Raw genomic sequence first — 13483 nt, forward strand, 5'->3', positions numbered from 1 at the left:
AAATAGCGCGGCGAGTGGCCGCGCCGGGTCCGGCGACGCTTTGGACGCCTTCTGAAATGCCCTTGGGATGCCCCTCGGGCGGTCTATCGATTCGTGCTCAGGAACGGGGTTCGACGACCCACGCGCCGTTGCGCTCGACCAACACGCGGTCGCAGGCAAATTCGTCCAGATCGTGCTCGTGACCAGGAAGCGCCTGGATCACCACTTCACCGGCATCGCGCAATGCGGCGACGCTCACGCGCAGCGCGTCGTCATGTTGCCACGGCGCGAGAATCGCGCTGCTGCGGGCCTCAACGGGCGAAATGCGAGCGACTTCGCGCAGATCGAGCGAGAAGCCGGTTGCCGCGCGCGCACGGCCGTAGGCCTGGCCGACGTGGTCATAACGGCCGCCGCGCGCAACCGCGTTCGGTACGCCGTCCACATACGCCGAGAACATCACACCGCTGTGGTACGCATAGCCGCGCAAATCGGCCAGGTCGATCATCACTTCGGCGCCGTCCACCTGGCTCGCGAGGAATGCGAGGTCGTCGAGCGCGCGGGCGATAGCCGGTGCGTTCGGCAAGCGTGCACGGGCTTCGTCGAGCACCGAGGCGTCGCCGTAGAGCGTGGGGAGCGAGCGCAAGGCGTCGCGCGTAACCGGGGTGAGATTGGCGGTCAGCTCGACGAGGCGCGGCACATCCTTGCCGGCCAACGCGTCGTAGAGCGATTGACCCAGCTCCGCAGCAGCAGGCTCCGCTTCGATCAGCGCGGCGAGCACGCCGGCATGACACAAATCGAGCCGCACTTTCGCGAGGCCGGCCAGACGCAGCGCGTCGAGCATCAACTGCTGGATTTCCAGATCCGCTTCGAGACCGGCGTGACCGTAGATTTCCGCGCCGATCTGGATCTGCTCACGTGTGGCGTGCAGGCCGCGCGGACGCGTATGCGCCACATTGCCGGCATAGCAAAGACGCGTCACGCCCTGACGATTCAGCAGGTGCGCGTCGATACGCGCGACCTGCGGCGTGATGTCGGCGCGCAGACCGAGCGTGCGCCCGGACATCTGATCGACGAGCTTGAATGTGCGCAGATTCAGATCGTGCCCGCCGCCGGTAAGCAGCGACTCGAGGTACTCGAGCAGCGGCGGCATCACCATCTCGTAGCCATACGAGCGGAAACGGTCCAGCAAATGGCGCCGCAACTCTTCGATCTTGCGGGCTTCCGACGGCAGCACGTCGGCGATATTCTCGGGAAGTAACCAGGTCGACATCGATACAGTCCTACGACGTTGAACACGGCGGCTGGGTGCGCCGGTAAGTGTGTGTGAATGGCGGGCGACGGCTCTATTCTGGCGGCTGTCGCGGGTATAGGAACGGCCCTTAGCGGCCCTTCGTAACCCTTCGTGGCCCCTTTTGCCAGCTTCCTGGCCCGCGCCGCTGAACGCTCGCTGTTGCCCCGCCACTGATGCCGCGCATATGGCGGACCAACGCAACGGCGCGCAGCGGCGGCGCCATGCAGCGCCTTCAGGTCACGATAAACAGCAGGATCAACCCGAGCACCATCACGACCAGCCCGCCGACGCGAATCTGATGCGGGGGCCGTTCCGCTATTTTACGGAACGTGTCGCGCCAGGCGCTCGGAAAAACGAAGGGAAACATCCCTTCGATAATCAGCATCAATGCGATCGCGAGCAGTAACGAGCCGGCTATGTCCATGCGAATGAAGGGGCCGCGATGCGGATGCCGCGGCGTTCCGGTTATCAGTGTTTGCGCGGTGCCGCGGGAGCGTCCGGGGCGGCGCCGCCGGTCGGGCTACGCATGAAGCGGAAGAACTCGCTGCTCGGGTCGACCACGATCACGTCGCCTGGTTTGAAGGTGTTCTTGTACGCCTGCATGCTTTGATAAAACTGGTAGAACTGCGGGTCGCTGCCATATGCCTCGGCCGCGATTTCCGCTGCCTTGGCATCGCCCTCGCCCTTGATGGTTTGCGCCTGACGATAGCCGTCCGCGAGAATCGCCTGTTGCTGGCCGACGGCATCCGCCTTGATCTGGTCGGCCTCGGCCGTGCCCTTCGCACGTTCGTCGGTCGCGGCCTGCTGGCGTGCGGCGATCATCCGCTTGTAGACGGAGTCGGCCATCGCGGCCGGGAAATCGACGCGCGTCAGTTGCACGTCGAGCACCGAAACGCCCAGCGATGCCGCGGCTTTGCTCATCGTGCCGCGCGCTTCATCAGCGACGGCTTGTTGCTTTGCCAGCGCATCGTTCAGCGTGACCTTGCTGAACGCGTCGCCGAGCGCGCTACGCGACAGCAGCGCCAGGCGGTCCGCCAGACTTTGCACGTCGCCCCGCGTTTCGGCGAGCAGCTTCAGCGGATCGGTTACACGGTATTTGATGACCGGGTTGGCCAGCAGGTCGGTTTTGTCCGACGTGACATAACGGTCTTCATCTGGCGCGTCGAGCGACTGGATCCGGTTATCGACAAGCGTGACCGTTTGCAACGGCGGCGGCAGCTTCACGTGCAGGCCAGGGCCGAGCAATTCGGGCGCGGTGTCGCCATGCGAGGACAGCACAGCCATATGCCGCTGGTCGACCACGAATACCATCGACGATGCGGCAAACAGCACGATGACGACGGCAACGACGAGCGCAATGATCTTGTTCATGATGTGCGCTCCTTATTGAACGTCGTCTTCGCGCATACGGCTGCGGAAGGAGTCGCGTGAACGCAGTGCATCGCTGCTGGCGGCGGCCTGGCTGGCAGGCGTCGCAACCGCGGCGGGAGCGGAAGCAGCGGCCGGTGCGGTGGTGCTGCTCGCGGCTTGCGGCACGGCAGCGCCCGACGTAACGGCAGCGCCGGAAGCGGCCGCAGCAGCGTCGGCAACGTGCTGCCGGGTCTGCTCGACCAGCTTGTCGAGCGGCAGATACAACACGTTGTTGCCGCTCTTGCTGTCCACAAACACCTTGGTCGTATTCGAATAGATCTGCTGCATGGTTTCCAGGTACATGCGCTCGCGAATCACAGCGGGCGCTTTCGAGTACTGCGCGTAGACCTGCTTGAAGCGCTCGGCATCGCCTTGCGCCTGGGTCACCGTCTTGTCGCTATACGTTTTCGCTTCGTCGACCTGATGCGCCACATCTGCTTGCGCGCGCGGCAGCAGCTCGGCGGCATAGGCCTGCGCGTCGCGTTTGGCGCGTTCGTTGTCCTGACGCACTTTGGCGGCATCGTCGAAAGCGGCCTGCACCTGGTCGGGCACCTGCACACCCTGGATCGTCACACCGGTCACGGCGAGGCCGGACTGGTATTCATCCAGGGATTGCTGAATCGACGCCATCAGTTGCTGGCGAATTGTTTCGCGATCCTGATAGAGGATGTCACTGGTGCTGCGCGCACCGACGATGCTGCGCACCGCCGCCTGTGCGGCCTGCATCACGCTCTGATCGGGATCGATGCTGCGGAAGAGATAGTCGGTCGGCTTGCTCACCTGGTACTGCACGGCAAAGCGCACGTCGACGATATCGGCGTCGTGCGTGAGCATCGACGCGTCCTTCACGTTGGCGAGGTGCACCACGTTGTTACGGCCGATCTCCACCTGGCGAATCTGGCCGATGTTGACGAGCTCGTGCGCTTCGAACGGATACGGCAGGCGCCAATGCACACCCTGCCCCGCGGTGTAGCGATACTTGCCGAACTGCATCACGACGCCGGCCTGGCCATCCTGCACGACAAACACGCCGCTGCCGAGATAGATCGCGATCAATACGCCGATCACGATGCCCACACCAATGCGCGCGCCGCGACCGTTGTCCGGACGGCCACCGCCTGTGCCGCCACCCTTGCGGCCGAACACCCGGCTCAAACGGCGGTTGAAATCGCGCCACATCTCGTCGAGATCGGGCGGGCCTTCACCGTCCTTGGCCGGCGGCCGCTTGGGTTCGTTGGGTCGTTGGCGTTCGCCATTGCCGTCGCCCCGGCCCCAGCGCGGATCGTTCAGTGAAAGCATGGCGCGCATGCGCAGCCAGATACTCCGCTCGTTGTAATCGTTCACCTGTGTTCGTTCACCAGAGTAGACAGCGGGTCAGTGCAATTGGAGCGGGTCAGTGCCCGAGTTCTGAGACCTTGCGGTCCTCGCGTGGTGCTGCCGACCGGTCTTCTTCCGAAAGATCGACCAGCGGATCGGAGAGAGGTTCGGCAGTAGCGATTTCAGCGATGGCAGCGCGCAATGTATCCAGCCCTTGCCCCGTGCGCGCGCTCAAAAAGACGCGCGAAATATTACCATACTCATCCCGCTCGACCGCGTCGCCACGGGCCGCCAACTCCGGCACGGCGTCGATCTTGTTGAACACCAGCACCTGGCGGATCGTGTCCGCACCAATTGCGTGCAACACCTCGTTCACCTGATCGATCTGATCGAGCCGTACGGCGCTCGACGCGTCGACCACATGCAGCAGCAGGTCGGCGTGGATGGTTTCCTCGAGCGTGGCGCGGAAAGCCGCCACCAGTTGGTGAGGCAATTCACGGATGAAACCTACCGTGTCGGATACCACCACCTGGCCGGCTTCGTCGCCGAGATAGACACGGCGGGACGTGGTATCCAGCGTGGCGAACAGCTGGTCGGCGGCGTACGCCTGAGCCTTCGTCAGCGCATTGAAGAGCGTGGATTTGCCCGCGTTCGTGTAGCCGACGAGCGACACGGACATCGTCTGATTGCGGCTGCGCGCGCGGCGCTGCGTGCCGTGCTGACGGCGCAGTTTTTCGAGGCGGGTCTTGAGCGCCTTGATGCGCTCGCCGATCAAACGGCGGTCGGTTTCGAGCTGCGTTTCGCCAGGGCCGCGCAAACCGATACCGCCCTTCTGGCGTTCAAGGTGGGTCCATGCGCGGATTAGCCGCGTCGATAGATACTGCAACTGCGCGAGCTCCACCTGCAGCTTGCCTTCATGGCTGCGGGCGCGTTGCGCAAAAATATCGAGAATGAGGCTTGTGCGATCAATCACGCGGCGGTTAAGCGCCTGCTCCAGATTGCGCTGCTGCGCAGGCGCCAGAGCGTGATTGAAAATGACGAGTTCGATGTCGTTCGCCTCACAGGCAAGACGCAATTCTTCGGCCTTGCCACTGCCGACAAACATCTTGGCATCGGGACTGGACCGGCGCCCCGTGAGGGTGACTAAGGGATTCGCGCCCGCGCTTTGCGCGAGCAGGCTGAGTTCTTCCAGACTGGCTTCGAAATCGATCTTACCGAAGTCGATGCCGACAAGCGCTGCATTGATCAAATTGGAGGGTATCAAAATAAGGCGGCCGGGAGTAATCGCCAACGGGCGACGCTACGCCGGCCGCGGACGGGGATTAGGACTGTTCGGAATCCGGGTGGAAATTCACCGGACGGGCAGGCACGACAGTAGAAATTGCGTGCTTGTAGACCATCTGGGTGACCGTATTCCGGAGCAACACGACGTACTGGTCGAACGATTCGATGTTCCCTTGAAGCTTGATGCCGTTGACCAAGTAGATCGACACCGGCACGTGCTCTTTACGCAGTGCGTTCAAAAACGGGTCTTGTAACAATTGCCCTTTGTTGCTCATAGCAAACTCCGTATTTTTTTGCAGGTTGACTGAATTGACGACGAAGAAAAAGAGATCCGCCGTCAACCGCTACACTATAGCCGATTTTCATTTTTGCGCGAGCGGGCCGGCCTCGCGGCCAAACCCAACACACACGCGGGTTTCAGCCTGGATTTAGCCTTTATCCGCGTAAGGGTTCGTCGACGATCTGAACTCTATGCGCAATGGAGTCCCAGTCAGCTTGAAAGTTTCCCTGAAGCGGTTTTCTAGGTAGCGTTTGTACGTTTCGGTGATCGCATCGAGCGCATTGCCGTGAATCACGATGATCGGCGGATTCTGTCCGCCCTGGTGCGCGTAACGCAGTTTCGGGCGCACCGGACCGCGTCGGCGCGGCTGCTGGAATTCCACTGCCTCGATCAGCGCGCGCGTCAACTTCGGCGTCGGCAGCTTGGCCATGGCGGCGGCGTAGGCGTCGTCGACCGAGCGCATCAGCGGGCCGATTCCGGTTTTTTCCGCGGCGGAAATGAAGTGGAATTTGGCGAAGTCGAGAAATTTTAGTTTGCGCTCGATGTCGGCCTTAGTGCGCTCGCGCACATGCGAATCGAGCCCGTCCCATTTGTTCACGCCCACCACCAGCGCGCGGCCCTGCTCCACCACGAAACCGGCAATGTGCGCGTCCTGTTCGGAAATATCCTGCTGTGCGTCAAGCAGCAGGATCACGACGTTCGCGTCCGAAATCGACTGCAGCGTTTTCACCACCGAGAACTTCTCGATCGCTTCGAACACCTTGCCGCGGCGGCGCAAACCAGCCGTGTCGATCAGCGTGTAGGGCTTGCCCTGACGCTCGAAGTCGACGTAGATCGAATCGCGCGTCGTGCCCGGCATGTCGAACGCAATCACGCGCTCTTCGCCCACCAGCGCGTTGATCAAGGTCGACTTGCCGACGTTCGGCCGGCCGACGATCGCGATCTTCACGCCGTGCGCCTGTTTTTCCTCGTCGCTCTCTTCCGGCTGTCCGGCGTACGCGACACCCAGCGCGTCATTGATCATTTCGGTGACGCCGTCACCGTGTGCCGACGAAATCGCGCGCGGGTCGCCGAGACCGAGTTCGTAGAAGTCGGCGGCCACCGTGCTGTACTTCATCCCCTCCGCCTTGTTGACGACGAGGAAGATCGGCCGGCCGGTCTTGCGTAGGTAGTCGGCAATCGTCTTGTCCTGCGGCGCGAGACCGTTGCGGCCATCGACGATGAACACGACGACGTCCGATTCCTCGACCGCCTGGCGGGTTTGACGCGCCATCTCGTGCAGGATGCCGTCTTTCGCGACCGGCTCGAAGCCGCCGGTATCGACGACCAGATACGGCCGGTCGCCGGCGCGCCCCTCGCCGTAATGGCGATCGCGGGTGAGACCGGGCAGGTCGGCAACCAGCGCATCACGCGTGCGCGTGAGACGGTTGAATAGCGTGGATTTCCCCACATTGGGGCGCCCAACCAGGGCAATAACGGGTTTCATCAGATGTTGTTCACGGTGAAACGCGGGATCGAAATCGACGGCCCGCGTAGCGACGCCATGCGGCCGCTACACGGCAGCCTTTGACGAAAATTATCACGAATTCGGCCAGCCCCGGATGTGCTGTCAATATGCGCACCCGGGCGGACGGGGGTTTGGCTGTATGGGGCGGCGCCAGTGGGCCGCCAGCTTCAGTCTTTCTTGCTCAACGGCTCACACGCCGGTTCGATACGATTCTCTGCGGTATCGACCAGGATGCCGTCGAAGGTGGCGCCGCAAGCAGCCACCGATGGCCACATGGGCCGTTTCTGATCCGACTTGCCGGACCAGCCAGTCCGGCGGAATATTTCTGGTTGCCCAGCTATACAACAAAAACGCGTGCGGCCGGCGAAGCCGGCCTGCACGCTTGACGACGCTGGACTGTCAATAGCCTGCGCGATCAGCGCGGGCGGTAGCCGTACAGGTCGCCGTCGTGCGTCAGCACGACCAGCGTTTCGCCGGCCAGCACCGGCGCTGCGGTAATCGGGCTGCCATCGGTTTTCACACGGGCCACGAGCGTGCCGTCGTCGCGCGACAGGAAGTGCACGAAACCCTGGTAGTCACCCAGCACGGCGGCATGACCCAGAATGAACGGGACGCTGAGTTCGCGATTCTTCAGCTTGTCGTTCTTCCACAGCGTCGCGCCATTGCTGACGTCGAACGCCGACACCACCGACCAGTCGTCGGCCGCCACCACAGCGCGGTCATCCTGCGCGAGACCGCTCGTGCTCGAAAACGCCTTTTCCCACACCGCGCGGCCGGAGTTCGCGTCGAAGCAGCCAATCTGACCCTGGAACGTCACCGCGCAGGTTTCCGAGCCAAGCAGCGTGGGCGGGCCCGTCACGTCGTTGATGCGCTCCACTTCCGTTACGCCCTTCGGATACGACACCGGGGTCTGCCAGTAGTTGTCGCCGGTCTGCAGGTTGATCGCAGCGAATGCGCCGCCCGGGAAGCCGGCCAGCACCGCCGCGTCGCCCGCGAACGTCATACCAGAGGAAACGCGCAGGTTGAGCGGCACCGCGCGGTTGCGATAATTCCACTTCTGCTCGCCAGTTTGCGCATTGAACGCGACGATCTGACCGTCGACCGTGCGCACCACCACGAGGCCGTTGCCGACCAGCGGCGGCGAGATGATTTCGCCAGGCGCCTTGGCGGTCCACAATTGTTTGCCGTCCGCGCCGAGCACGTAGACATCGCCCTTCAGGCCGCCAACCGCCGTGAGCGTGCCGTCGCTGCCAACACCTGCCGACAGATCGTCATGCAGCTTGACGCGCCAGATGTCCTTGCCGGTTTGCGCGTCGATCTTCGCAACCGAGCCGTTCGCGCCCGCCGCATACACCGCGTTGCCGACCGCGACCGGCGAGAACAGGTAACGACCCGCCTTGCCGACGCTCGTCTTCCACGCCTGCTGCACGTCGAGCACGGGTTTGAACTCGGTGAGCGGCGTGGGCTCGCGGCGCTCGTCTTTCGTGGATGAGCAAGCCGCCATGGTGAGCACGGTCATCGCACAGGCAACGGGCACAGCGTAACGTTTCAGCAGATTCATCGGTGGACGAAGCATTCAGGAAATGAGTTAAAGGAGACCGGTTGGTCGTATCATGCGGCGCGCTGCATGCGGCGATTAGCCGCCCAGCGCGTCCAGCTTGAACTGAATCAACTGGCGAGCCGAGCTATCGTTTTTCGACAGCGAGTCGAGGGCAAGCTTGTAGGCCGCGCGCGCATCGTCACGCTTGCCTTGGGCGGCGAGCAGATCACCGCGGCCGTCCGCCACAATGCCCTTGAACGCATCGGACTGCGGTTCGGCGAGCAGTGCGAGGCCCTGGTCGTAAGCCTTGTCGTCGAGCAGCAGCGAAGCCAGACGGAGCTTGGCGATCTGCTTGAACTCGTCGTCTTTTGCGTGATCGATGGTCCATTGCAACTGGGCCTTCGCGGCAGCTTCGTCACCCGCGGCGTACAGCGCCTTGGCGGCGCCCAGCGCGGTCATCTGCGCATACGCGGTGCGGCTGAACTTGTCTTCCATATCGGTGGCAACGCGCGTGATCTTCGCCTTGTCACCCGATGCAACGGCTTGTTGCACCTGGTCATACAGCACCGCGGCTTCCGCGGCCTGGCGCCGTTGCCAGAAATTCCAGCCGTTCCAGCTAGCGGCGGCAACCAAGGCCACCAGCACGATCCACGTGGTTGCATTGCCCCACTGCGTCCACCATGCCTTCAGACTTTCAATCGATTCTTGTTCGTCGTGGTAACTCATCGCCCGGCGATTTCCTCTTTCTTGATACGTGTGCGTGTCGAGCCAAGGGGCTCGACGACATCGCGATCAGTCGTCGCCGTCTTCGGCGGTTGCAACCATCGCATTGATTAGAAATTCGGTCAAGTCTTCGGCGGGCACGTTATGTTGCTCGTTTTTACCGCCGTTAGAACTTGTATCACGGAGCGGTTTGACGCCGACCGTGCCGTTCGCAATCTCGTCTTCGCCGAGGACCACCGCGAATGCCGCGCCGCTCGCGTCGGCACGCTTCATTTGCGACTTGAAGCTCGCCGTCTGACCGTCCGCGCTGCAATGCAGGATCACGTCGAGACCCGTGTCGCGCAAACGCTCGGCGATGATAAAGGCCTGTTCGCGCGCCGCGTCGCCCTGATGGACTACGTATACGTCGCAGCCTTCGTCTTCCGGTACGAGCTGATCTTCTTTCAGCAGCTCGAGGATACGCTCGACGCCCATGGCCCAGCCGCATGCGCCCGTCGGCTTACCGCCAAGCTGTTCGATCAGCGGATCGTAACGGCCGCCGGCCGCGACGGTGCCTTGCGCGCCGAGCTTGTCGGTCACCCATTCGAACACGGTCAGATTGTAATAATCGAGACCGCGCACGAGGCGCGGATTGATCGTGAACGGAATGTTGTTCGCCTTCAGAATGCGCTGCAGGCCTTCGAAGTGCGCGCGCGATTCTTCGCCGAGAAAATCGATCAGCTTGGGTGCGTTCTGCGCGACTTCCTGCATGGCAGGATTTTTCGTGTCGAGCACGCGCAGCGGGTTCGTGTACAAACGGCGCTTCGCCTCTTCGTCGAGCACGTCCATGTGCTTTTCGAGGTACGCGATCAACTCGACGCGATGCGCCGCGCGCTCTTCCACGAGACCCAGCGAATTGAGCTCGAGCTTGATGCCCATCAAGCCGAGGTCGTCCCACAGACGCTGACACATCATGATGATTTCAGCGTCGGCGTCCGGACCGGCAAAGCCCAGCGCTTCCACGCCGACCTGATGGAACTGGCGATAGCGGCCGCGCTGCGGACGCTCGTGACGGAACATCGGGCCGATGTACCACAGGCGCTTCGGACCGTCGTACAGCATGTTGTGCTCGATCGTCGCGCGCACCACAGCCGCCGTGTTTTCCGGGCGCATCGTCAGATTTTCGCCGTTCAATGCGTCGGTAAAGCTGTACATCTCTTTCTCGACGATGTCGGTCACCTCACCGATACCGCGCTTGAACAACTGCGTATGCTCGATGATCGGCGTACGAATATTCTGGTATCCGTACGAGCGCAGCATCGACTTGACGGTCGCTTCAAAAAATTCCCACAGCCCGGCGTCCTGCGGAAGGATGTCATTCATGCCCTTCACACCGGACAACTTTTCGAGCTTTTTCTTCTGTTCAGTCATCTGTCTTCGATTGGCGGTATTTAGTTGAGTGCTTCGGCGCGGCCATAGCGGCGCTCGACGTAGTCACTCACGATTTGCTGGAATTCTTGCGCGATGTTCTCGCCGCGCAGCGTCTTGACCTTCTCGCCGTCGATGAACACCGGCGCGGCCGGATTTTCGCCCGAACCCGGCAAGCTGATGCCGATATTCGCCTGTTTCGATTCGCCCGGACCGTTGACGATGCAGCCCATCACCGCGACGTGCATCTTTTCGACGCCAGGATATTGATCGCGCCACACCGGCATCTGCGTGCGCAGATAGGTCTGGATTTGCGACGCCAGCTCCTGGAACAGCGTGCTGGTGGTACGGCCGCAACCCGGGCACGCGATCACCATCGGCGTGAACGAACGCAGGCCCATGGTCTGCAGAATTTCCTGGCCGACGATCACTTCACCCGTGCGCGGGCCACCCGGTTCGGGCGTGAGCGAGATACGGATCGTGTCGCCGATGCCTTGCTGCAGCAACACCGACAACGCAGCGGTCGACGCCACAATGCCCTTCGACCCCATGCCCGCTTCGGTCAGACCCAGATGCAGCGCGAAGTCGCAACGGCGCGCGAGTTCACGGTACACCGCGATCAGATCCTGCACGCCGCTGACCTTGCAGGACAGAATGATCTTGTTGCGCGGCAAGCCGATTTCGACCGCGCGCTCCGCCGAGCCGATCGCCGACTGGATCAACGCTTCGTACATCACGCTCTGCGCTTCCCACGGCGTGGAACGCGCGGCGTTTTCGTCCATCATCTTCGCGAGCAGGTCCTGGTCGAGGCTGCCCCAGTTGACGCCGATCCGCACCGGCTTGTCGTACTTCACCGCCGCTTCGATCATCTGCGCGAACTGCGTGTCGCGCTTCGCGCCGTGGCCGACATTGCCCGGATTGATCCGGTACTTCGACAACGACTCCGCGCACGCGGGGTAATCGCGCAGCAGCAAATGGCCGTTGTAATGAAAATCGCCGACCAGCGGCACCGACACGCCCATGCGGTCAAGCTGCTCGCGGACAGCCGGCACGGCCGCCGCCGCTTCCGGCGTGTTGACCGTGATACGCACCAGCTCCGAACCGGCTTGCGCCAGTTCCTTGATCTGGATCGCCGTGCCGATCGCGTCCGCGGTGTCGGTGTTGGTCATCGACTGGACGCGCACGGGCGCATCGCCGCCGATGGTGACGAGCTGGCCGCCCCAACGGACATCGACTGCGTGCGACTTGCGCCGCGCAGCGTGGCCGCCGAACACCGGCTCGTTTGAAACGATCTTGCTACTGGATTGGGATTGAGCTTCGGATTGCATCGAAAAACCCATTTACGCCGCATGCGCCACAAAAAAGACGTAGCGCCTGAATTGAAAAAGCGCCGCGAACCGGTTGGCCGCGACGCATACCGTATCTATCAAGGCAACGCGAAGCGCGCCACGTTACCCTTGGCTGCCGAATATTTGGACGGATCGACTGGCTGACCATCGAGCGTAAGCGACTCGAGACCCGCCTTGTTGCCGACCGTGACCTTGAAAGGGGCCGCGCCCGTTACTTCCTTCGTATCGCCTGCGTGCACGAGGCCGGAGAACACTTCCTTGCCGTCCTTGCCACGCACGCTGAACCAGCTGTCCTGCGTCACCCGCAACGCGATGATCGCCTCACCCGCGGCCGGCGCCGCCGTATCTGCTGCGGCCGATGCGCCTATCGCGGCGACCACTGGCGCGCTCGCGCTTTGCGCCGCCGCCTGGACCTGCGAACCGGCCTTCGGCGCGACTGCTGCCGTGACCGCCGGAGCGGAAGATGGCGCCGCACCGGTCGCCAGCGGCGCGGGCATCGGCGTAGCCGACGCTGCGTTATCCACCGCAGCCTGAGTTCCCGGGGCCGAAGCAGCGTCTTCCGCGGTTGCCTCGGAACCTGCCGGCTGACCCTGTGCCACCGCGCCCGATGCGCCGGTCGCGCCACCCGCGGTGCCGTTAGCGCTCGCCTTCAATCGTGCGAGCCACGCCGACGAATCACCGCCATTGGTATGCCACATGCCGAGCGCGATCACCGCGACGACCACCGCTGCAATGCCCCACAGCCACGAGCGGCTCTTTTGCCCACTGCCGCCGAGCGACAGCGATACGCGACCGCGCGGCAAATCCTTGCCCGACGACGCCGGCATCGACAGATCCGGCGCGGGCACACCCTTCTCGCGGCGCAAAGCCTGCGTAAACGGCGTGGGATCGGCGCCGAGCATCTTCGCGTAGCTGCGCACCACGCCGAGCGCGAAGGTCGTGTCCGGCAAATGGCTGATGTCGCCCGATTCGAGCGCACGCAGCTTGGTGACGGAGACCTTCAGGCGCGCTGACACGTCTTCGATCGTCCAGCCCTTCAGTTCACGCAATTGGGTCAAGCGCGCGCCAACTGCCGCCAGGGAATCAAAACTCGCCGGGCCCGGCTGCTCAACAGGCTGCACCACCGCCCGGGCGACTGGTGCCGGATGGCCTTCGTTTGTATCTGTGTCCTGCGGCTGCGGCTGCGGGTGCTGCGGCTCACTCATCCCAAATCCTTTCGCGTCGATTCTTTTTCACTCGTGCAACCCGGACGGGCCAAAGCCTCGCGCCCGAATCGCAGACCGTTTATAACAAAATGCGCGGCCTTGTGTGCCGCTTCCGATCGCTTCTGCAAACTTTCTTTTCAATCGCGGATGGCGTGGAGCATTTTCGCGCGCCCGGATCGCTTTCCTCCGAA

12 protein-coding genes are annotated in these 13483 nt (G+C 62.9%); all 12 read right to left on the bottom strand.

What is annotated here, in order from left to right:
- Nucleotides 1-97: 97 nt before the first annotated feature.
- Nucleotides 98-1249 (bottom strand): ATP phosphoribosyltransferase regulatory subunit, encoded by a 1152-nt coding sequence (locus tag M0D67_RS01995; protein ID WP_154565135.1) that lies wholly within the window; start codon nucleotides 1247-1249, stop codon nucleotides 98-100.
- A gap of 253 nt (nucleotides 1250-1502) precedes the next feature.
- The gene (locus M0D67_RS02000) at nucleotides 1503-1694 is read right to left on the bottom strand and encodes a DUF2065 domain-containing protein (RefSeq protein WP_054041860.1); all 192 of its coding nucleotides are present in this window, start codon (nucleotides 1692-1694) and stop codon (nucleotides 1503-1505) included.
- A gap of 44 nt (nucleotides 1695-1738) precedes the next feature.
- Nucleotides 1739-2641, bottom strand: a complete 903-nt coding sequence (gene hflC / locus M0D67_RS02005) for a protease modulator HflC (protein ID WP_266237043.1) — start codon at nucleotides 2639-2641, stop codon at nucleotides 1739-1741.
- Between the two features lie 12 nt (nucleotides 2642-2653).
- Complete coding sequence (hflK, locus tag M0D67_RS02010; RefSeq protein WP_168435890.1) at nucleotides 2654-4024, bottom strand: FtsH protease activity modulator HflK; 1371 nt, start codon at nucleotides 4022-4024, stop codon at nucleotides 2654-2656.
- Nucleotides 4025-4073: 49 nt separating this feature from the next.
- A complete protein-coding gene (gene hflX / locus M0D67_RS02015) occupies nucleotides 4074-5288 on the bottom strand; it encodes a GTPase HflX (RefSeq protein ID WP_093633524.1) in 1215 nt (404 codons plus the stop codon).
- Nucleotides 5289-5319: 31 nt separating this feature from the next.
- On the bottom strand, nucleotides 5320-5556 hold the full coding sequence (gene hfq, locus M0D67_RS02020; protein ID WP_006051315.1) for an RNA chaperone Hfq: 237 nt from the start codon (nucleotides 5554-5556) through the stop codon (nucleotides 5320-5322).
- Between the two features lie 153 nt (nucleotides 5557-5709).
- Nucleotides 5710-7047 (bottom strand): ribosome biogenesis GTPase Der, encoded by a 1338-nt coding sequence (der, locus tag M0D67_RS02025; RefSeq protein ID WP_093633525.1) that lies wholly within the window; start codon nucleotides 7045-7047, stop codon nucleotides 5710-5712.
- Between the two features lie 436 nt (nucleotides 7048-7483).
- Complete coding sequence (bamB, locus tag M0D67_RS02030; RefSeq protein ID WP_054038228.1) at nucleotides 7484-8629, bottom strand: outer membrane protein assembly factor BamB; 1146 nt, start codon at nucleotides 8627-8629, stop codon at nucleotides 7484-7486.
- A 75-nt stretch (nucleotides 8630-8704) separates the two neighbouring features.
- Entirely contained in the window at nucleotides 8705-9334 is a 630-nt protein-coding gene (locus M0D67_RS02035; RefSeq protein WP_154565141.1) for a tetratricopeptide repeat protein, read from the bottom strand.
- A 66-nt stretch (nucleotides 9335-9400) separates the two neighbouring features.
- A complete protein-coding gene (gene hisS, locus M0D67_RS02040) occupies nucleotides 9401-10741 on the bottom strand; it encodes a histidine--tRNA ligase (protein WP_093633527.1) in 1341 nt (446 codons plus the stop codon).
- Between the two features lie 20 nt (nucleotides 10742-10761).
- Complete coding sequence (gene ispG / locus M0D67_RS02045) at nucleotides 10762-12078, bottom strand: flavodoxin-dependent (E)-4-hydroxy-3-methylbut-2-enyl-diphosphate synthase (RefSeq protein ID WP_054038222.1); 1317 nt, start codon at nucleotides 12076-12078, stop codon at nucleotides 10762-10764.
- Between the two features lie 86 nt (nucleotides 12079-12164).
- Nucleotides 12165-13292 carry a helix-turn-helix domain-containing protein gene (locus tag M0D67_RS02050; protein WP_266237049.1) on the bottom strand — a complete coding sequence of 376 codons (1128 nt, stop codon included), beginning with the start codon at nucleotides 13290-13292 and terminating at the stop codon, nucleotides 12165-12167.
- Between the last annotated feature and the right edge of the window lie 191 nt (nucleotides 13293-13483).

The sequence above is a fragment of the Paraburkholderia sp. SECH4 genome, from assembly GCF_030511745.1.
Taxonomy (GTDB): Bacteria; Pseudomonadota; Gammaproteobacteria; order Burkholderiales; family Burkholderiaceae; genus Paraburkholderia; species Paraburkholderia madseniana.

Bases quoted from the DNA above. Each gene is read 5' to 3' on its own strand.
- ispG (WP_054038222.1), bottom strand. From the start codon at position 12,078: ATGGGTTTTTCGATGCAATCCGAAGCTCAATCCCAATCCAGTAGCAAG.
- M0D67_RS01995 (WP_154565135.1), bottom strand. From the start codon at position 1,249: ATGTCGACCTGGTTACTTCCCGAGAATATCGCCGACGTGCTGCCGTCG.
- hflC (WP_266237043.1), bottom strand. From the start codon at position 2,641: ATGAACAAGATCATTGCGCTCGTCGTTGCCGTCGTCATCGTGCTGTTT.
- M0D67_RS02000 (WP_054041860.1), bottom strand. From the start codon at position 1,694: ATGGACATAGCCGGCTCGTTACTGCTCGCGATCGCATTGATGCTGATT.
- bamB (WP_054038228.1), bottom strand. From the start codon at position 8,629: ATGAATCTGCTGAAACGTTACGCTGTGCCCGTTGCCTGTGCGATGACC.
- hfq (WP_006051315.1), bottom strand. From the start codon at position 5,556: ATGAGCAACAAAGGGCAATTGTTACAAGACCCGTTTTTGAACGCACTG.
- der (WP_093633525.1), bottom strand. From the start codon at position 7,047: ATGAAACCCGTTATTGCCCTGGTTGGGCGCCCCAATGTGGGGAAATCC.
- hisS (WP_093633527.1), bottom strand. From the start codon at position 10,741: ATGACTGAACAGAAGAAAAAGCTCGAAAAGTTGTCCGGTGTGAAGGGC.
- M0D67_RS02035 (WP_154565141.1), bottom strand. From the start codon at position 9,334: ATGAGTTACCACGACGAACAAGAATCGATTGAAAGTCTGAAGGCATGG.
- M0D67_RS02050 (WP_266237049.1), bottom strand. From the start codon at position 13,292: ATGAGTGAGCCGCAGCACCCGCAGCCGCAGCCGCAGGACACAGATACA.